This window comes from Micromonospora sp. DT48 (genome assembly GCF_049844495.1).
Classification (GTDB): Bacteria; Actinomycetota; Actinomycetes; order Mycobacteriales; family Micromonosporaceae; genus Micromonospora.
Genome location: NZ_JBNCLE010000019.1, coordinates 18,156 through 37,146 on the forward strand (window position 1 = coordinate 18,156; position 18,991 = coordinate 37,146).

Sequence of the window (18,991 nt, forward strand, 5' to 3'; positions counted from 1 at the left end):
AGGGACCGGGGATCCCGCGCCACGGGCCACCCGTTTCCGCCACGGTCGGTTCGGCCGGAAGGATTTTTGTTTCGGCCCGACCGACCAGGTCGGGCCGCCGGATCGCCCGGGCACGGCGACCGACGGCAGGAGGTCGACCAGGCCGTTTGACCTGCTCACGGCGGGTTTCGGTGGTGCTGGGAAGCCGGGTCGACGGCGGCGGTGCGCCCACCGGGCGAAGTGGCGCTCACCGTCGGTGAGGCGGCGCGTACGAGAGTGGTCGGGGATGCTCGCCGCACTGGGATCCACGTCGCATCGCCCCGCTCCGCGAGTAAGCCGAAAATTGTTCACTCCTAGACTCCCGGCCATGACTGCGGACCCTCTGACCAGCGCCGATGCGGCCGACGGCGGGCGGGAGGTCGAGCGAACCGCAGCCGACGAACCGGTCACCACGCGAGGGCTCACGGACCCGCCGACGCTTGTGCGGCCGGCCATGGCGGACGCGCCGACGGTCCTCCAGCGACCCGTGCTGGACACCCCCACGGTCGTCCAACCGGCAGTGCGGGACGCGCCGACCGGCGTCCAGCGCGTGCTGTCGGACGCGCCCACGGTCGTGCAACCGGCCGTCCCGGTGAACCCGCCGATGGTGTCCGCGGACAGCCCCACCACCGTCATCTCCGCCGTGTCGGATCCGCAGCCGGTCTTCGTCGATCCGAGCGGGCGGCGACGGTCCCGGTTGCGCTGGATCGCGTACGCCCTGGGTCTGGTCAGTCTGATCTACACCGGCCTGGTCGTGGCGAGCTTCGCCGGCGCCCCGGTCAAGGCGGACCTGGTGTTGCCGTTCGTGGAGTCGACCCGCCCGCCCTGGCAACCGCCGCCCGCCCCGTCGGTCCCCGCCGTGGAGGCCCCGGCGACCACCGCCGCGCCCCGGCCCACGGGCAACGACGCGCCGCGCCCCCGGGTCACCCCGTCCCGGACACCCGCGACGGTGACCAGCCCACCGGAGACGCCGCGCCCCGCCCCCTCCTCGGTGCCGGCGTCGCCCCGACCCTCCCGGTCGACCACGCCGGTGACCACCCCCAGCGCCGAGCCGCCCAGCACGGAACCGTCGCCGTCGACCAGCGACCCGTCGGGCGGCGGCGACGAAACTCCTTCCGCCGATGACTGAACCGCCAGCGCGCCGGTCCCGCCGGGCGGTACGCCGCCGCCGGGTCGTGCCACCGGCGAACTGGGCCATCCTCGGCGTGCTCTGCACGGTGCTGGCCGCGGTGCTGCTCGTCGGCGCGTACGCCAACGCGTCCTTCGCACCGGACCGCCAGCAGGTCCACCACGGGCAGCGTGACGTGCCGACGACGGTGGTCTCCGGTGGCCCGATCATCAGCTCCACGGACGGGCTGACCCGGTCGTACCGGCTACCCCCGCGCACCCTCGCACTCACCTTCGACGACGGGCCCGACCCGGTCTGGACCCGGGAGGTACTGCGGGTGCTGGCCGCCCACCAGGTGCCGGCCACCTTCTTCGTGGTGGGTTCGCAGGCGGCCCGCCATCCGGAGCTGGTCCGGGAACTGGCGGCGAACGGCCACGAACTCGGTGTGCACACCTTCACCCACCCCGATTTGGCCGCGCTGCCCGACTGGCGACGCCGGATGGAGTACAGCCAGACCCAGTTGGCCATCGCCGGCGCGGCCGGCGTCCGCACCTCGTTGATCCGCTTTCCCTACTCCTCGTTCGCCAGCGCCATCAGCGACCTGGACTGGCCGGTGTTCACCCAGGCCGGCGACCTGGGCTACCTGAGCGTGCTCAACGACACCGACAGCCAGGACTGGGCGCTACCCGGTGTGGACCAGATCCTCACCAACGTGACGCCGCCCGGATACTCCGGAGCGATCACGCTCTGGCACGACGCGGGCGGCGACCGGGCGCAGACGGTCGCCGCGCTCGACCGGTTCATCCCGCTCATGCGGGAGCGCGGCTACCGCTTCGTCACGGTGACCGACGGGCTGAACCTGGCGCTCGCCGAGGCCGGCATCGACCACCGGGTCGAGACCGGTCAGGCGGCCAGCGCGGGGGAGCGTTGGCGCGGGCGGATGCTGACCTGGGGGGTGCAGGGCGCGGACCGCACGCTGGGCTGGCTCGGGGTGCTCTTCCTGGCGGTGGGTGCGCTGACGGTGGGGCGTACCGTGCTGCTGCTCGTGCTCGCCGGGCGACACGCCCGCCGACGCCGGGCGAGGAGCTGGTCATGGGGACCACCGGTGACCGAGCCGGTCTCGGTGATCGTGCCCGCGTACAACGAGAAGGAGGGGATCGCCGCGGCGGTCCGTTCGCTGGCCGATGGCGACCATCCCGGCGGCATCGAGGTGATCGTCGTAGACGACGGCTCCACCGACGGCACGGCCGAGATCGTCGAGGCGCTCCGGTTACCGAACGTCCGGGTCGTCCGGACCCCCAACGGCGGCAAGCCCCGCGCGTTGAACACCGGGCTGGCGTTGGCCCGGCACGAGCTGGTCGTGATGGTCGACGGCGACACCGTGTTCGAGCGTGACTCGGTGCGGCGGCTCGTCCAGCCGTTCGCCGACCCTCAGGTCGGCGCGGTCGCCGGCAACGTCAAGGTGGGTAACCGCGCCAGCCTGATCGCCAAGTGGCAGCACATCGAGTACGTCATCGGCTTCAACCTCGACCGTCGGCTCTACGAGACGTTGCGCTGCATGTCCACCGTGCCCGGGGCGATCGGCGCCTTCCGCCGGCAGGCGCTGCGTTACGCCGGTGGCATGACCGACGACACGCTGGCCGAGGACACCGACATCACCATGGCGCTCGGCCGCGCCGGTTGGAAGGTGGTCTACGAGGAGAAGGCCCGCGCGTGGACCGAGGCCCCGGCGACGTTGGGGCAGTTGTGGAAGCAGCGCTACCGGTGGAGCTACGGCACCATGCAGGCGATGTGGAAGCATCGACGCTCGCTGGTCGACCGGGGAGCCTCCGGCCGTTTCACCCGGCGTTGCCTGCTGTTCCTGAGCCTGTTCGGGGTGCTCCTGCCGCTGCTGGCACCGGTGATCGACCTGCTCGCCCTCTACGGCCTGCTCTTCCTCGACCGGACCGCGACCGCGGTGGCCTGGCTGGTCATGCTCGCGATGCAGACGCTGAGCGCCGTGGTGGCGTTCCGGCTGGACCGGGAGAAGCTCGGCGTGCTGTGGGTGCTGCCGTTGCAGCAGTTCGTGTACCGGCAGCTGATGTACCTGGTGATGATCCAGTCGGTGACGACCGCGCTGACCGGTGGCCGCCTGGGCTGGCAGAAGCTGCGCCGAACCGGCCTGGCCCCCGCCCCATCCGCCGCCGAGGCCCCGCCGGGCTGAGGAGTGTGCCGGCCTGGCCCCCGCCTCACCCGCCGCCGAGGCCCGCCGGGCAGGCTCAGGACCGGACCAGGGAGATGGCGTACGCGGGCCAGAACTCGCCGCTGGGCGGCTCACCGGCCCGACAGTCACCGTCGGACTCACCGGGGAACTTGACCCAGAGCAAAGCGTCCACCCGGGGCAGCCCGGGGTCGGCGGTGGGCTCCTCACCGATCGCCCGTCCGGGGGGATTGCACCAGCTCGGCGCACCGTCGACGCGTTCGGCCGGGTAGGGGCCGTTGCCGTTGCGGCTGGTGTCGATGACGAAGGTGGTGTCGCCGCCGAGCGCATCGGAGATCCGGTGCCCGTACGCGACGTTGTCCCCGGTGCGGACGAAGTTCGCCACGTTGAGCGCGAACCCGTCGGCCTCGGTCACCCCGGCCTGACGCAGCGCACCCGCCAACGCCTCGACGTCGCGGATCCACCCCGGATGCCCGGCGTCGAGGTAGATCTGTGCCTTGCCCGTGCTGGCCAGCACGGTGACCGCGTCACGCAGCAGCGCGAGCCGCCCGGCGGTGTCGGCCACGCAGCCGGCCACCGCGTCCGGCAGCGCGCCGGGTTCGAGCACGACGATCACCGGTCGACCGGCCACACCCGCCGCGACCTCGCGGATCCACGCCTGGTACTCCGCCCCGGTGCGGGCACCGCCGGTGCCACGCCGACCGCAGTCCCGTTGCGGCACGTTGTGCACCACCAGCACCGGGGTCTGGCCGGCGATCGCGGCCTGGCCGAGGAAGGCGTCGACCTCGTCCCGGGCCGCGCCACCGGTGAGCCACTTCGCGCTCGGTCGGCTGCCGATCACACCCAGCGCCTCCGCGGCGGTCACATCGCCCTTCGCCGCACGCCGCTGCGCCTCCGCCTCGGCCGGATTGGCCGGGTCGAGGTAGAACACCGAAGGCGCGGGCGGTGGCGCGGAGCCCGTCGGATCGGGTGCCGGAGTCGGGGTGGGCGGGTCGGAACAGCCGGCCAGCATCGCCAGGGCGACGGCGGCCACCACGACGCGCCGACGCATCACTCGTCGTCTTCGTCGTCGAGCCGAGCCAGCCAGGTGGCGAACCGCTCGATCGGGGTTTCGAACTCCGGGTTCAGGTCGACGAAGTCACGCAGCCGCTCACCCAGCCACTCCAGGCTGACCTGCTCCTCGCCGCGGCGCTCGACCAGCTCCTCGATGCCCCGGTCGGTGAAGTACATGACCTGCTCGCTTCCTCACCGGAATGTCCCGGTGACCGGCCGGTCCCGCCCCACCATCGGTGGGACGGGACCGGGTCAGTTCTCGTCAGGGGCGGGGGAACGCCGCCTCGATCAGCGCGGTCTGCTCGACCTCGTGCATCTTCGCCGAACCGACGGCCGGAGCCGCAGCGGCCGGGCGGGAGATGCGGCGCAGCCGGACACCGTCGAGGTGCTCCAGCAGGTTGAGCGCGACGAACGACCAGGCGCCCTGGTTGGCCGGCTCCTCCTGTACCCAGGCGAAGTCCTCCGCGTTCGGGTACTGCGCGAGGGCGGCCCGGATCTCCTCCACCGGCATCGGGTAGAGCTGCTCCAGCCGGATGATCGCCGTGTCGGTGACACCGCGTTCCTGCCGGGCCTGGAACAGGTCGTAGTAGACCTTGCCCGAGCAGAGCAGCACCCGCTTGACCTGCTCCGGCGCGCTCACCGCCGGGTCGGGCAGCACCGGGGAGAAGGTGCCGGTGGTGAAGTCCTCCACCGAGGAGACGCAGAGCTTGTGCCGCAGCAGCGACTTCGGCGTGAACACCACCAGCGGCTTGCGCTTGGGCGAGAGGGCCTGACGGCGCAACAGGTGGAAGTAGTTCGCCGGGGTGGTCGGGTTCGCCACCCGCATGTTGTCCTCGGCGCAGAGCTGGAGGAACCGCTCCGGGCGGCCGGAGGTGTGGTCCGGCCCCTGGCCCTCGTGGCCGTGCGGCAGCAACAGGGTGACCGCGGACCGCTGGCCCCACTTCACCTCACCGGAGGAGATGAACTCGTCGATCACCGTCTGGGCGCCGTTGACGAAGTCGCCGAACTGCGCCTCCCAGCAGACCAGCGCGTCGACGTTCTCCACCGAGTAGCCGTACTCGAAGCCCATCGCCGCGTACTCGCTCAACAGCGAGTCGTGCACGAAGAACCGGGAACGCTCGCCGTCGGCGGTGAGCGACTTCAGCGGCAGGTAGTCGTCGCCGGTCTCCGCGTCGACGATCGAGGCGTGCCGTTGCACGAAGGTGCCCCGGCGGGAGTCCTGACCGGCGAGCCGGACCGTTATCCCGTCGTGCAGCAGTGCCCCGAAGGCGATGATCTCGCCGAAGCCCCAGTCGATGTTGCCCTCGACGGCCATCCGGGCCCGCCGGTCGAGCAGCTGCTGGATCCGCTTGTGCGGGGTGAAGCCCTCGGGCAGGTTGACGTGCGCCTCACCGATGGCCTTGATGACCGACACCTCGGTCGCCGTCTCCACCTTCGGCTCGGGCTCGTCCTGCCGGGGCGGGCGGCTCAACTGACGCGGCGTGCTGGCCGCGTCACGGGTGGCCTTGAAGACCCGCTCCAGCTGCGCCTGGTAGTCGCGCAGCAGCTCCTCGGCATCCTCCACGGTGATGTCACCCCGCCCGATCAGCTCCTCGGTGTAGAGCTTGCGGACCGAGCGCTTCGAGTCGATGATCCGGTACATCTGGGGGTTGGACATTGAGGGGTCGTCGCCCTCGTTGTGTCCGCGCCGCCGGTAGCAGACCAGGTCGATGACGACGTCCTTGTTGAACGCCTGGCGGTACTCGAAGGCGAGCCGGGCGACCCGCACCACGGCCTCCGGGTCGTCACCGTTGACGTGGAAGATCGGGGCCTGGATCATCCGGGCCACGTCGGTGCTGTAGAGGCTGGAGCGGCTGTACTCCGGTGCGGTGGTGAAGCCGACCTGGTTGTTGACCACCACGTGGACCGTCCCACCGGTGCGGTAACCGCGCAGCTGGGAGAGGTTGAGCGTCTCGGCCACCACGCCCTGACCGGCGAAGGCGGCGTCGCCGTGCACCGCCAGCGGCAGCACGGTGTAGCCCTCCAGCTTGAGGTCGATGCGGTCCTGCTTGGCCCGCACTATCCCCTCCAGCACCGGGTCGACGGCCTCCAGATGCGACGGGTTCGCCACCACCGAGACCTTCACGGCGTGGTCGCCGTCGGGGGTGCTGAACTTGCCGTTCTGACCCAGGTGGTACTTCACGTCGCCGGAGCCCTGGGTGGACCGTGGGTCCAGGTGCCCCTCGAACTCGGAGAAGATCTTCTCGTACGGCTTGCCGACGATGTTGGCCAGCACGTTGAGCCGGCCCCGGTGGGCCATGCCGATGACGACCTCGTCCAGCCCGTCCTCGGCGGCGGCCTCCAGCACCTCACCGAGCAGCGGGATGAGCGACTCGCCGCCCTCCAGCGAGAAGCGCTTCTGGCCGACGTACTTCGTCTGTAGGAAGGTCTCGAACGCCTCGGCCGCGTTGAGCCGGTTGAGCACGTGCTTCTGCTCGCCGGCCGGCGGCTTCTCGTACTTGCGCTCGACCCGTTCCTGGATCCAGCGCCGCTCGGCCGGGTCCTGGATGTGCATGTACTCGATGCCGACCCGGCGGCAGTACGAGTCACGCAGCACGCCGAGGATCTCCCGCAGCTTCATCCGCTGCCGACCGGCGAAACCGTTGACCGGGAAGGTGCGGTCGAGATCCCAGAGGGTCAGCCCGTGCTGGAGGACGTCCAGATCCGGGTGCTTACGGATCTTGAACTCCAGCGGGTCGGTGTCGGCCATCAGGTGACCGCGCACCCGGTACGAGTGGATCAGCTCATGGACCCGGGCGGTCTTGTTGATCTGACCCTCGCTGTCGACCGCGACGTCGCGCATCCAGCGCACCGGCTCGTACGGGATGCGCAGCGAGGTGAAGATCTGGTCGTAGAAGCCGTGCTCGCCGAGCATCAGCTCGTGCATGGCCTTGAGGAACTCGCCGGACTGCGCGCCCTGGATGATCCGGTGGTCGTACGTGCTGGTCAGCGTGATGACCTTGCTGACCGCCAGCTCGGCCAGGGTGGCCTCGCTCATCCCCTGGTACGGCGCCGGGTACTCCATGGCACCGACCCCGATGATCGCGCTCTGGCCCTGCATGAGCCGCGGCATCGAGTGCACGGTGCCGATGCCGCCGGGGTTGGTCAGCGAGATCGTGGTGCCGGAGTAGTCCTCCATGGTCAGCTCGTTGCGGCGGGCCCGCCGGACGACGTCCTCGTACGCCTGCCAGAACTGCCGGAAGTCCATCTGCTCACAGGCCTTGATGGAGGGGACCACCAGGTTGCGGCTGCCGTCCGGCTTGGTCAGGTCGATGGCGATGCCCAGGTTGACGTGCTCGGGGCGGACCATCGCCGGCTTGCCGTCGACCTCGGCGAAGGAGTTGTTCATCTCCGGGTGCGCGACCAGTGCCCGCACCAGGGCGTAGCCGATCAGGTGGGTGAAGCTGACCTTGCCACCGCGCCCCCGGGCGAGGTGGTTGTTGATCACGATGCGGTTGTCGACCAGCAGCTTGGCCGGTACGGCGCGCACGCTGGTCGCGGTCGGCACGGCCAGCGAGGCGTCCATGTTCTGGACGATCTTGGCGGCTACGCCGCGTAGTGGCGTGGTCTGCGGTCCGTTGGCGGTGGGCGCGGTCCGGGTCTTCGTCGGCTCGGCCTTGGCCGCCGCCGGCTTACCGGTGGTCGGCTTCGCGACGGCCGGCTTGGCCGCGGCGGGTGCCGGCTTCGACGTGGTCGGTGCCGCCGAGCGGCGTTCGCCCTTGCCGGCCGGCTCGGCCTTGGCCGCCGGCTGGCTCTTGGGGGCCGGTTCGGTCTTGGTCGGGGCGGCGTCCTTGGTCTCGGTGGCGACCGGTCGGCCGTCACCGCCGCTCGCTGTGCCCTGACCGGGCCGATAGTCGGCGAAGAAGTCGTGCCAGGCCGGGTCGACGCTGCTGGGATCGGCGAGATACCGCTGGTACATCTCCTCGACGATCCACTCGTTCGGGCCGAAACCCGCCAGTGGGTTCTCCTGCGAAGTCTGCTGGGTCGACACGGCCGGTAATCGCCTCTTTCACGCGGGTTTGTGTGTCACGCGGTGCCCGACGCGCCGGGACGGGCGCACAGGACGGTTCCCAGGCTACGCCGTAGCGAACCCCAGGGCATTTCCGCCTCGGTCGCGTGGTCGGATTCACAGAAGATGCCAGAAGTTCGGTAAGCGCTGCGTGTCTTTCCGGTCGCTGCTATGGCCGGTGCCTGACCCGCCGACGGGCCCGGTACGCCGGTCGTCCACCGGTGTACCGGGCCCGTCGGGCGGTGCGACCCTGCTCGGCCGCTCGGGCGTCAGGAGATGTCGCGGCGTCGGGTGATCAGGACACCGACCACGCCGCTGACGACGGCGTAGCCCACCAGCACGAGCGCCCCCACCCACCAGACGGGCAGCATCTCGTTCTCACCCGGCGTGATCATGACCTGGGACGCGGCGGCCGGCCAGATCACCTGCCACTTGAGCACGGCCATGTTGTCCATCAGGTTGGCCAACAGCAGGAAGAGCAGTCCCACCACCTGCGTGCCGATCAGGTAGAGCACCGAGGCGGTGATCACCGCGCCGAGCTGGTTGGTGACCAACGTGCCGATGCCGACACCGAGCACCGTCCAGATCGCGTACGCCATCAGGTTGAGCAGCAGGGCGCGGTGGACCTCCCACTCGCCGAGCTGGGTGCCGAAGTCGTTGAGCGACAGGAACGCCGCACCGGCCGCGAGGTCGATCACCGTGGTCACCAGCCAGAACGCGAAACCGAGCAGGCTGGCCGCGATGAGCTTGCTGACGATCACCGAGGTGCGGCGCGGGGTGGCCAGGAAGGTCGTGGTCGCGGTCTGGTGGAAGAACTCGTTGGTGACCATGAGGATGCCGATGAGCATCACGAACATCAGCCCCAGGTACTGGCCCGAGGTGTAGAGGTTCGCCGCCTGAGCCGGCGCGGAGGCGGCGTCGCCGGTGTAGCCGAACTCCTCCCCGCCGCCGGTGAGGGTCTCACTGGCCAGCCAGGCGTTGAAGGCGAAGGCCAGGGCGATCGACAGGAACGCCCCGATGGCCAACCACCACCAGGTGCTGGTCGTACGGATCTTGAGCAGTTCGGAGCGGACAAGGTTGCTCATCGGATGCCCGCCTTTCCGGCCGTCAGCTCCAGGAACACACGTTCCAGGTCTGGTCGTTCAGTGGTCAGCTCGTGTAGTTCGACCCCGGCGGCCAGGGCCGCCCGGCCCACCGTCGGAGCGTCGACCCCGCCGATCAACAGCGTGCCCTGCCCGTCGTTCTCCACCGTGGCCGGCCCCTGGGCCAGCGCGGCGGTCAGCGCGTCGGCCTGCGGGGTGCGGACCCGGACCCGGACGCCCTGCGCCATCGAACCGATCACCTGGTCCACCGGGCCCTGCCGGACCAACTGGCCCGCCGCGATGATCACCACGTCGTCGGCCAGCAGTTGCATCTCGGAGAGCAGGTGGCTGGAGACGAGCACGGTCCGTCCCTCGGCGGCCAGCCCTTTGAGGAACCCGCGCATCCAGCGGATGCCCTCCGGGTCCAGGCCGTTGGCCGGCTCGTCGAGGATCAGCACCCGGGGGTCACCGAGCATCGCCGCGGCGATACCGAGCCGCTGCTTCATGCCCAGCGAGTAGCCCTTGAACTTGCGGTTCGCCGCCGGGGTCAACCCGACCAGCTCCAACGCCTGGTCGGCCCGCTCCCGGGGCAGCCCGGCAGCGGCGCAGAGCACCCGCAGGTGGTTGATCCCGGTACGGCCCTTGTGCGCGCTGGACGCCTCCAGGACCGCGCCGACGTGTCCCAACGGGTTGGTCAGCTCGGGGTACCGGTGACCGCCGATGGTCGCCACCCCGGCGGTCGGGGTGACCAGGTTCAGCAGCATCCGCAGCGTGGTGGTCTTACCCGCGCCGTTCGGGCCGAGGAAGCCGGTGACCCGACCCGGTTCGACCGTGAACGACAGGTTGTTGACCGCGAGCACGTTGCGGTACTGCTTGGTCAGACCGGAGACCACGATCTGCGCGTCGTTGGTGGGGCTTGGTCGCCCGTGGGTCATCGTTCTCCTCCCGTGGCGGCGCCGGGATGCGCCGTTGCACAGCGTGACGTTAGCGGTTGGGCAAATCAATCGGGCTCGGTCGGGAGATGGTGATCCGCCTCAGGCAGGAGTCGTCTCATCCCCAGGGACGACCCGATCGACGACGGTGCCGACCCGGATCCGGGCCTACACGGCGATCCAGGTCGCCCGGGCGTGGCCGAGCAGGCGGCCGTCCGGGGCGTACAGGCTGGTGCGGACGAATGCCTTACGGCCCTCGGTGCCGATCACCGCGCCGGTCACCACGCACTCGTCGCCCGGGCCGGGCAGCGCCTCGACGCGGGCCGCGATCCGGCCGAGCACGTACGGTCGACCGGCGGCGATCACCGCCCACCCGCCGGGACAGTCCAGGGCGGCCCAGATCGTGGCGACCTCCACTTGCGGTGGCACCCGCAGCGGGGCGGCCGTGCGGCCGTCCGGCAGCCGACCGGGAAAGACCCGTAGGCCGTCGGCGCGCTGTGGCCCGCACACGTAGCACCCGGGAAACGGATGGTCCACCAGGCCCGGGTACGCCGCCGAAGCGGCCCGGGCGGTCGCCAGATCCACCGGCGGGACCGCCGCCTCGTCGAACTCCTCCGCTGCGCGCAGCAGCGCGACCACCTCGCCGGCCGGGTCGCGCACCTCCGCGTCGGCGAGCGTCAACGGGGTGTCCAACGGCGGTGGTCGACGCAGCGTCACCTCGACCGGACCGTCCCCGCCGTACGCGGTGGCGAAGACACCGGCGCTCCATCCGCCGTTGCCCGAGCCGGGCGGTCCGTTGAAGCGCCCCTCGATGATCATCGAGTCTCCCTCCGCCACGTGGTCCGGCCTCGTCGCCGGGCACCGGCAGCCTCGCACGTATCCGCCACCGGTCGACCTGACGGGTCACCGCCGGAGCACCGGCTCGCCGGGTCCGTACCCGCCGCTCACAGGCTTTTTTCAGGCTCCGCCCAGCGCCGGTGCAGCGGCTGCGCGGATGATGGGCGGCATGGCCGCTACCCAGACCGAGGCGCGACTGCTCGTCGTCGAGGACGACCCGAACATCCTCGAACTGCTCTCCGCGAGCCTACGTTTCGCGGGCTTCGACGTCGCCACCGCCACCAGCGGCAGCGCCGCGCTGAGCGCGGCCCGGGACCATCGCCCCGATCTCGTGGTGCTCGACGTGATGCTGCCGGACCTCGACGGGTTCGAGGTGATCCGGATGATGCGCGAGGGCGGCACCCGTACCCCGGTGGTCTTCCTCACCGCCCGCGACGCCACCGACGACAAGATCCGTGGGCTGACCCTCGGCGGTGACGACTACGTCACCAAGCCGTTCAGCCTGGAGGAGTTGACCGCCCGGATCCGCGCGGTGCTCCGCCGCACCAGCACCGGCGAGCAGGCCCCCGCCCGGCTCACCTTCGCCGACCTGGAGTTGGACGAGGAGACCCACGAGGTCTACCGGGCCGGTCAGCGGGTGCAGTTGTCGCCAACCGAGTTCAAGCTGCTGCGGTACCTGATGCTCAACGCCAACCGGGTGCTGTCCAAGGCGCAGATCCTCGACCACGTGTGGAACTACGACTTCCGCGGCGACGACAACATCGTCGAGTCGTACATCTCGTACCTGAGACGCAAGGTGGACACGACCGATCCCCGGTTGATCCACACCCTGCGTGGCGTCGGGTACGTCCTGCGCAAGCCGGTGGCGTGAACGCGTTGCAGCAGGCCAAGATCTGGCTCCGCACGATTCCGCTGCGGGTCAAGCTGGTCGCGGCCGTGCTGACCCTGGTCGCCGCCGCGCTGCTGGTGATCGCCTCGCTGACCACGATCTTCCTGCGCAGCTACCTGGTGGACCAGGTGGACGCGGAGCTGAAGAGCGTGGCCGACAACCTGGAGGCGGTGGCCGGCGCTGAACGGTTCGGCACCGACCTGCCCACCGACTACCTGGTGGTCTTCACCGACAGTCGGACCGGCGCCGTCTACTCGGTGTACTTCGACACCAAGCGGTTCGACGTCAACGACCTGCCGCCCTGGCCGGAGAACGCCGCCGGCTTCGAACAGGCGGCCGGACAACCCTTCCCCGCTCGGGCGCGGGCCAGCGACATGCGCTGGCGGATGCTCTACACGGAGCTGCCCAACGGCCAGTGGACGGCGATCGCGCAGCACCTGACCGACGTGGACCAGGCGGTGAAACGCCTCATCTGGATCGACCTGCTGGTCGGCGGGGCGGTGCTGGTGCTGCTCGCCTCGATCGGCGCGGCGATCGTCCGGACCAGCCTCAAGCCGCTGGTGGAGATCGAACGTACCGCCGCGGCCATCGCCGGCGGCGATCTCAGTAGACGGGTGCCCGATCCGGAGGACGGCCAGCCCTGCCCGACCTCGGAGCTGGGGCGGCTGTCCCGGGCCCTGAACGCGATGCTCAGCCAGATCGAGATGGCCTTCACCGCCCGAGCGGCCTCGGAATCCGCCGCCCGGTACGCCGAGGTCGCCGCTCGGGAGGCCGCCGAGGCGGCGCGGGCCTCCGAGGCTCGCGCCCGTCGCTCGGAGGAACGGATGCGACAGTTCGTGGCGGACGCCTCACACGAGCTGCGTACCCCCCTGACCACCATCCGGGGCTTCGCGGAGCTGTACCGCCAGGGTGCGGCCCGCGCCCCCGAGCAGACCTCCGACCTGTTGCGCCGGATCGAGGACGAGGCGGCCCGGATGGGGCTGCTGGTGGAGGACCTGCTGCTGCTGGCCCGACTGGACCGCGAACGACCGCTGGCCCTCACCCCGGTGGAACTGCCGGTGCTGGCGGCCGACGCGGTGGCGGCGGCGCGGGTGATGGCCCCGGACCGGCGGATCGAGCTGGAGATCGAGGCGGGTTCGGGCCCGCTGGTGGTGCGGGGCGACGACGCCCGGCTGCGTCAGGTGATCGGCAACCTGATGACCAACGCCCTGCGGCACACGCCACCCGAGGCGGCGGTGACGCTGCGGCTGCGCGCCGAGCCCGGCAACCTGGCGGTGATCGAGGTGGCCGACACCGGGCCGGGGCTCACCGCCGAGCAGGCGGAGCGGGTCTTCGAGCGGTTCTACCGGGTGGACGCCTCGCGGACCCGGCGGACCGACGGCAACAGCGGCACCGGCCTCGGCCTGGCCATCGTCGCCGCGCTGGTGGCCGTACACCAGGGCACGGTCGAGGTGACCGGGACGCCGGGCGGCGGAGCCACCTTCCGGGTACGGTTGCCGCTCGCCCCCGCCACTGACATCGACGATGAGTGATTTTCAGCCAATCCTCAGGTCAGCCCAAGGCGGGGCGCAGAGCGATGGGAGAAGGTAGGGACATGACCGAGTACGAGTCCGACCCGCGCCGGCCGGCCCCCACCGACGCCGAGCCGTCGCAATCCGAGCTGTCCCGCGCCGAGTACGCGCGGTCCGACTCTGCGTCCACCGACCGCCCCGACGCCGCCCCGACGGCTGAGGCGCCGACCGTGCCGGTTCGGGCCGTCGAAACGGGGTCGACCGGCCCGGACGCCACCCCGAGCAGCCCCGGCCCGGGTGACGGTGGCGGTTCACCCCCGGCCAGTCAGCCGGTGGCCGGTCAGTCCGCCTGGGCACCGGCCGGCCCTCAGCACCAGCAGTACCAGCACCAGCAGTACCAGCACCCGTACCAGCCAGGTGCCCGCTACCCCGGCAATCCGTGGTACCCCGGTCAGCCGACCTGGAGCGGTGCTCAGTCCCCGGGACCCGGTGCCGGGCAACCCGGGTATCCGGGGCAGGCCGCCGGGATGCCGGGTGGCCACCCAGGTCAGCCGAACCCGTGGGCACCCAACCCGCCCACCGGGCCCCGCCCCGGCCGGATCGCCAAGGTGGCCGGAGCCGGCGTGGCGGTGTTCGCCCTGATGCTCGGCAGCGGGGCCGCCGGTGGTGCCCTCGCCCTCGCCTTCAGTGACGGTGGCGGGGTCACCCGCACCTACACCGCCGCGCCCGTGATCGACAGCGCTGATCTGCCACGTATCGCGGCGGCGGTGCAGGACAGCGTCGTGTCCATCAGCACCGGCAGCGGCGAGGGTTCCGGCGTGGTGCTCAGCGCCGATGGTTACGTGCTGACCAACAACCACGTGATCGCCGGTGGCGGCGACACCGTGCGGGTCTTCTTCGCCAACGGCACCAACACCCAGGCCGAGGTCATCGGCACCGACCCGAGGACCGACCTCGCGGTGCTGAAGGCGAACGGGATGACCGATCTCCAACCGGCCACCTTCGGCGACAGCGACGCGATGCAGGTCGGCGACCAGGTGCTCGCGTTGGGTAGCCCGCTCGGTCTGCAGGGCTCGGTCACCGCGGGCATCCTCAGCGCCCGGGACCGCACCATCCAGGCCGGTGGGGGGCAGCAGATCCCCGGCCAGGGGGTCAGCTCGATCTCGGGGCTGTTGCAGACCGACGCCCCGATCAACCCGGGCAACTCCGGTGGGGCGCTGGTCAACACCCGGGGCGAGGTGATCGGCATCAACACCGCGATCGCCACAGCTGGGCAGGGCAACACCGGCAACATCGGCGTCGGCTTCGCCATCCCGAGCAACAAGGCCAAGGACGTTGCCGGGAAGCTTCAGCGTCGCGAGAAGATCAGCCACCCGTCGCTGGGGGTCAGCGTGAACTCCGCTCCCGACGGCGGCGCGCTGATCGGCGCGGTGAATCCGGGCAGCGCGGCCGAGCGGGCCGGTCTGCAACAGGGCGACGTGGTCACCCGGTTCGGCGACAAGGTGATCAACGACTCGAACGATCTGGTCGCCGCCGTCCAGGCCGGCAAGGTCGGTGACGAGGTCGAGGTGACGTATCTGCGAAATGGGGCCGAGGCGAAGGCAACCGTGACGCTCGCCGAAGCGTCATAACGAAACAGGACTGCTTTCCTCCCTCCGGGGCGGCGGGTGGCGCGGCCAAGGGGGTTGGCCGCGACACCCGCCGCCCTTCTTTCTACCGGTTCACCCGGGCGGGGTGAACCGGGCTAACCCCGCCGGTCGGCAATCTCGGGCGGAGAAGGACACGGCGGCGGATGGGGGTGCCATGACCACGGCGACGGCGACCCGCAGCGATGACCAGATCCAGCGCGACGTGCTCGACGAACTCGCCTGGGACGCGCAGGTGCGCTCGACCGACATCGGGGTGAGCGTGCACGCCGGGGTGGTGTCGCTCACCGGCGGTGTGGACAGCGCCGCCCGCAAATGGGCGGCGGTACGCGGGGCGCAGCGGGTACGCGGGGTGCGGGCGGTCGCCGACAACATCGAGGTACGCCCCGTCGGGCCGGTCGACATCACCGACGGCGATCTGGCGCTCGCGGCCAGCCGTGCCCTGGAGTGGAACAGCTTCGTGCCGGCCGAGCGGTTGGACCTCACCGTCGCCGATGGCTGGCTGATGCTGCGCGGTGCGGTGGAGTTCGGCTGGCAGCGGCGGATCGCCGAGCGGGAGCTGCGTCGGCTGCGGGGCGTACGCGGCGTCACCAACCTGGTCGAGGTGCGGCCCGCCGCCCCGGCCGACGCCGACCGCATCCGCAGTGACGTGCAGCGTGCCCTGATGCGGGGCATCGGCACGGAACGGGTGATCGCCCAGGTGGACGGCGACACGGTGACCTTGCGCGGGGTGGTGCGGTCCTGGTGGGAGCGGGATCAGGCGGAACGGATCGCCTGGTCGGCGGAGGGCGTGTGCATGGTACGGGACCACCTGCTGGTGGGCGGCTGAATCGTCAACCCGGTTTGTCCGTACCGAGACCGGGAAGACGCTCGAACCAGCCTGGCGGCGATCGGCGTCGACGCGGCGGGAGAGCGACGGGGGAGGGCACGTGAGCGACAACCTTGCGCGTCAGCACCGGTTGCGGATCGCCATGGTCGTGCCACCCTGGCTGTCCGTGCCGCCACCCGGCTACGGCGGTCTGGAACAGGTGGTGGCCGGTCTGGTCGACGCCCTGGTCGCCCGGGGGCACGCGGTGACGCTGATGGGTGCCGGTGCGGCGCACGGCACCGCCGCAGACTTCCTCGCCACCGTCGACGAGTTGCAGTTCGACCGGCTCGGTGAGGCGCTGCCCGAACTGGCTCACCTGGCCCGGATCAACCATCTGCTCAGCCGGGCCGACTTCGACATCGTGCACGACCACACCACCATCGGCCCGCTGGTGGCCGGGCGGCGGGACGTACCCACGGTGGCCACCGTGCACGGCAACCCGGTGGGCGAGTACGGCACGGTGCTCAGCGACACCGACCGGGGCGTGGGCCTGGTGGCGATCTCACACGCCCAGCGAGGGCTGAACCCACACCTGCCCTGGGTCGGCACCGTGCACAACGCGATGAGCCTGGACGACTTCCCGCGCAAGGACAGCCCCAGCGACGGGCCGGTGCTGTGGCTCGCCCGGTTCAGTCCGGACAAGGGGCCGGACCTGGCCATCCGCGCCTGCCGCGAGGCCGGTCTGCCGCTGGTGCTGGCTGGCAAGTGCAACGAGCCGGTCGAACGGCGCTACTTCGACGAGGTGGTCCGACCGATGCTCGGATCAGACGTCACGGTGGTGCTCGACGCCGACCGCAGCACCGTGCTGCGCCTGCTGATCGAGGCGCGTTGCCTGGTGATGCCGATCCAGTGGGAGGAGCCGTTCGGCATCGTCATGCTGGAGGCGATGGCGACCGGTACGCCGGTGGTGGCGTTGAACCGGGGAGCGGTGCCGGAGTTGGTCCGTCCCGGGGTGAGCGGGTTGATCTGCCAGCAGCCGGACGAGTTGCCGGCGGCGCTACGGCAGGCCCCCGATCTCGACCCGAAGGAGTGCGTGGCACACGTGGCGCGGACCTTCTCGACGGAACGGATGGCGGTCGGCTACGAGGAGGTGTACCGAGGCTTCCTCGCCGCCGCCAACCGGCGTGAGCCGGTCCGCGAGCCCGCCCGGGTCACCCCGGCCTGACTCAGACCTGTGCGGCGCCGAGCGCGGTGATCGCCGCGTCCAACTCCTGCGCGTACGCCGCGCTCAGCCCGTCCTCGCGCAGCCGGATGGAGACCTTCTCCCGCAGCCGGGCGACTCCCGGCCCCAGCTCGCCCTCGCCACCGGTCACCGCCTGGGTGAGGTTGCGCAGCTCGTTGCGCAGGTCGAGGCCGACGTCGTCGCGGATGCCGCCGTCGGCGAGGCCGGCATCGATCACCTGGTCCAAGCGGTTCGCGGCCTCCACGAGGCTGTCGCCACCCACGGGTGGATTCGGTACGCCGGAGGTGGCCGCCGGTGTGGGGGAGGGCCTCGACGGCACCGCGGTCGGCGGGGCGCTGGCGGTGTCGTCCGGCTCGGGCGGCTCGGAGGGCCCGGTCGGCTCCGTCGTGGGCAGCACGGTGGGCAGGTCTTCGCCGTCCTTCGACAGCAGCGCCGGTACCGTCAGCGCCGCCACGATCAGCGCGGCCACGGCCGCCGTGACGAGCAGAGGCCGCCGCAGGCGCCCCCGTCCACCGTCCATAGAGGAATTCGACGGCACGTGCGCGCCCTCGCCGGTGTCGGCTCCGTCGGGGCGGTCACCCGGCTGGCTGTCGGTGGCGACCGCGGCAGCACCGGCCCCGCCGGGCGAGGGTTGCGGGTCGGGGTCGCCGACGGTCGGGACGACCCAGGCGGGGGCCGGGCCGGAGGGACCGGCCGACCCCATCGCGGGCAGGGTGACCGTCGGGACGGAGACCGGGTGGGCCGGTGGATCGGCAGGCTGCGTCTGGTCGCGCAGCACGGTCGCCACCTGCCTTGCGGTGGGACGGTCGGCGGGGTCGCGGGACAGGCAACGCAGACAGATGCGGGCCACCGCCTCCGGCAGCCCCGGCACCCCGGCCAGGGACGGCGGAGGGCCCTCGGCCAGCGCGACGGTGAGTTCGTCCCAGGTGTCCGCCGGGTACGGCACCCGACCGGTCAGCGTCTCGTGCAGGAGCACCCCGAGCGAGTAGACGTCGGTCGCCGGTTGGGCCGGAGCACCGTCGAGCCGCTCCGGGGCGACGTACGCGGGCGTGCCGAAGGTGGCGCCGTCCTCGTCGTCGTCCGGGGTGCCGATCCGGGTGGCGATGCCGAAGTCGAGCACCTTCGCGCCGGTCTGGGTCATCATCACGTTGGCCGTGGTGATGTCCCGGTGCACGATGCCGAGCCGGTGGGCGGCGGCCAGCGCGTCGGCGACCTGGGCGCTGATCTCCACCGCCTGAGGCCACGGCAGCGGACCCTCGGTGAGCCGGAACTCCAGTTCCTCGCCGGAGAGCAGCTCCATCACCACGAAGGAGGTGATGGCACCGTCCGGCGACACCGTCTCGCCGTAGTCGTGCACCGAGGTGACGTTCGGGTGGACCAACTGGGCGGCGGCGCGGGCCTCCTCCCGGACCATGTCGCGGAACCTGGCATCGGCGGCCAGTGACGGGGCGAGCACCTTCAGGGCGACCACGCGGTCGAGTACCTCGTCGTGGGCCCGCCAGATCACCGACATGCCGCCGGCACCGATCTGGTCGAGCAGTCGGTATCTGGTGGCCAGCAAGCGGCCTGGCTGCAGCGCTGGCTTCACGGATCGCACCTGCCTCATAGGTGGGAGC

Annotated in this window: 14 protein-coding genes; 7 read left to right on the top strand and 7 right to left on the bottom strand. The window is 71.3% G+C overall.

Going from position 1 to position 18,991, the window contains the following annotated elements:
* Positions 1-346: 346 nt before the first annotated feature.
* Positions 347-1,147 (top strand): hypothetical protein, encoded by an 801-nt coding sequence (locus ACLQ2S_RS21725; protein WP_155214698.1) that lies wholly within the window; start codon positions 347-349, stop codon positions 1,145-1,147.
* A complete protein-coding gene (locus ACLQ2S_RS21730) occupies positions 1,140-3,329 on the top strand; it encodes a bifunctional polysaccharide deacetylase/glycosyltransferase family 2 protein (RefSeq protein WP_155214699.1) in 2,190 nt (729 codons plus the stop codon). The genes ACLQ2S_RS21725 and ACLQ2S_RS21730 overlap by 8 nt, the downstream gene beginning before the upstream one ends.
* A 55-nt stretch (positions 3,330-3,384) precedes the next feature.
* On the opposite strand, the gene ACLQ2S_RS21735 is transcribed toward ACLQ2S_RS21730, so the two are convergent.
* The 6 genes from ACLQ2S_RS21735 to ACLQ2S_RS21760 all read right to left on the bottom strand — a co-directional run bounded on the left by ACLQ2S_RS21735 (position 3,385) and on the right by ACLQ2S_RS21760 (position 11,260).
* Positions 3,385-4,377 carry a glycoside hydrolase family 6 protein gene (locus tag ACLQ2S_RS21735; RefSeq protein ID WP_155214700.1) on the bottom strand — a complete coding sequence of 331 codons (993 nt, stop codon included), beginning with the start codon at positions 4,375-4,377 and terminating at the stop codon, positions 3,385-3,387.
* Positions 4,377-4,556, bottom strand: a complete 180-nt coding sequence (locus ACLQ2S_RS21740; protein WP_091124467.1) for a DUF6104 family protein — start codon at positions 4,554-4,556, stop codon at positions 4,377-4,379. Before ACLQ2S_RS21740 ends, ACLQ2S_RS21735 begins: the two co-directional genes overlap by 1 nt.
* Before the next feature lie 85 nt (positions 4,557-4,641).
* Entirely contained in the window at positions 4,642-8,409 is a 3,768-nt protein-coding gene (locus ACLQ2S_RS21745) for a multifunctional oxoglutarate decarboxylase/oxoglutarate dehydrogenase thiamine pyrophosphate-binding subunit/dihydrolipoyllysine-residue succinyltransferase subunit (protein ID WP_425702526.1), read from the bottom strand.
* Between the two features lie 287 nt (positions 8,410-8,696).
* On the bottom strand, positions 8,697-9,512 hold the full coding sequence (locus ACLQ2S_RS21750; RefSeq protein WP_155214701.1) for an ABC transporter permease: 816 nt from the start codon (positions 9,510-9,512) through the stop codon (positions 8,697-8,699).
* Positions 9,509-10,444, bottom strand: coding sequence for an ABC transporter ATP-binding protein (locus tag ACLQ2S_RS21755; RefSeq protein WP_155214702.1), 936 nt, complete (start codon positions 10,442-10,444; stop codon positions 9,509-9,511). Before ACLQ2S_RS21755 ends, ACLQ2S_RS21750 begins: the two co-directional genes overlap by 4 nt.
* A 165-nt stretch (positions 10,445-10,609) precedes the next feature.
* Positions 10,610-11,260 (bottom strand): hypothetical protein, encoded by a 651-nt coding sequence (locus ACLQ2S_RS21760; protein WP_155214703.1) that lies wholly within the window; start codon positions 11,258-11,260, stop codon positions 10,610-10,612.
* A gap of 187 nt (positions 11,261-11,447) precedes the next feature.
* Between ACLQ2S_RS21760 and ACLQ2S_RS21765 the strand changes: the two genes are divergently transcribed.
* From ACLQ2S_RS21765 to ACLQ2S_RS21785, 5 genes are all read left to right on the top strand, one after another.
* Positions 11,448-12,149: a response regulator transcription factor gene (locus ACLQ2S_RS21765; protein WP_155214704.1), complete on the top strand. Its 702-nt coding sequence runs from the start codon at positions 11,448-11,450 to the stop codon at positions 12,147-12,149.
* Positions 12,146-13,699, top strand: coding sequence for a sensor histidine kinase (locus ACLQ2S_RS21770; RefSeq protein ID WP_309222557.1), 1,554 nt, complete (start codon positions 12,146-12,148; stop codon positions 13,697-13,699). Before ACLQ2S_RS21765 ends, ACLQ2S_RS21770 begins: the two co-directional genes overlap by 4 nt.
* A gap of 62 nt (positions 13,700-13,761) precedes the next feature.
* Positions 13,762-15,309 carry a trypsin-like peptidase domain-containing protein gene (locus ACLQ2S_RS21775; protein ID WP_425702530.1) on the top strand — a complete coding sequence of 516 codons (1,548 nt, stop codon included), beginning with the start codon at positions 13,762-13,764 and terminating at the stop codon, positions 15,307-15,309.
* Between the two features lie 172 nt (positions 15,310-15,481).
* Complete coding sequence (locus tag ACLQ2S_RS21780) at positions 15,482-16,153, top strand: BON domain-containing protein (protein WP_425702532.1); 672 nt, start codon at positions 15,482-15,484, stop codon at positions 16,151-16,153.
* A 142-nt stretch (positions 16,154-16,295) separates the two neighbouring features.
* Positions 16,296-17,357 carry a glycosyltransferase family 4 protein gene (locus tag ACLQ2S_RS21785; protein ID WP_425702605.1) on the top strand — a complete coding sequence of 354 codons (1,062 nt, stop codon included), beginning with the start codon at positions 16,296-16,298 and terminating at the stop codon, positions 17,355-17,357.
* A gap of 1 nt (position 17,358) precedes the next feature.
* Here ACLQ2S_RS21785 and ACLQ2S_RS21790 read toward each other — a convergent pair whose 3' ends face one another.
* Positions 17,359-18,981 carry a protein kinase domain-containing protein gene (locus ACLQ2S_RS21790; protein WP_425702534.1) on the bottom strand — a complete coding sequence of 541 codons (1,623 nt, stop codon included), beginning with the start codon at positions 18,979-18,981 and terminating at the stop codon, positions 17,359-17,361.
* Positions 18,982-18,991: the final 10 nt, after the last annotated feature.

What these genes read in the sequence shown, in the direction of transcription:
- ACLQ2S_RS21750 (WP_155214701.1), bottom strand. Translation starts at nt 9,512, where the DNA reads ATGAGCAACCTTGTCCGCTCCGAACTGCTCAAGATCCGTACGACCAGC.
- ACLQ2S_RS21785 (WP_425702605.1), top strand. Translation starts at nt 16,296, where the DNA reads ATGGTCGTGCCACCCTGGCTGTCCGTGCCGCCACCCGGCTACGGCGGT.
- ACLQ2S_RS21740 (WP_091124467.1), bottom strand. Translation starts at nt 4,556, where the DNA reads ATGTACTTCACCGACCGGGGCATCGAGGAGCTGGTCGAGCGCCGCGGC.
- ACLQ2S_RS21790 (WP_425702534.1), bottom strand. Translation starts at nt 18,981, where the DNA reads ATGAGGCAGGTGCGATCCGTGAAGCCAGCGCTGCAGCCAGGCCGCTTG.
- ACLQ2S_RS21755 (WP_155214702.1), bottom strand. Translation starts at nt 10,444, where the DNA reads ATGACCCACGGGCGACCAAGCCCCACCAACGACGCGCAGATCGTGGTC.
- ACLQ2S_RS21775 (WP_425702530.1), top strand. Translation starts at nt 13,762, where the DNA reads ATGACCGAGTACGAGTCCGACCCGCGCCGGCCGGCCCCCACCGACGCC.
- ACLQ2S_RS21780 (WP_425702532.1), top strand. Translation starts at nt 15,482, where the DNA reads ATGACCACGGCGACGGCGACCCGCAGCGATGACCAGATCCAGCGCGAC.
- ACLQ2S_RS21765 (WP_155214704.1), top strand. Translation starts at nt 11,448, where the DNA reads ATGGCCGCTACCCAGACCGAGGCGCGACTGCTCGTCGTCGAGGACGAC.
- ACLQ2S_RS21725 (WP_155214698.1), top strand. Translation starts at nt 347, where the DNA reads ATGACTGCGGACCCTCTGACCAGCGCCGATGCGGCCGACGGCGGGCGG.
- ACLQ2S_RS21730 (WP_155214699.1), top strand. Translation starts at nt 1,140, where the DNA reads ATGACTGAACCGCCAGCGCGCCGGTCCCGCCGGGCGGTACGCCGCCGC.
- ACLQ2S_RS21735 (WP_155214700.1), bottom strand. Translation starts at nt 4,377, where the DNA reads ATGCGTCGGCGCGTCGTGGTGGCCGCCGTCGCCCTGGCGATGCTGGCC.
- ACLQ2S_RS21760 (WP_155214703.1), bottom strand. Translation starts at nt 11,260, where the DNA reads ATGATCATCGAGGGGCGCTTCAACGGACCGCCCGGCTCGGGCAACGGC.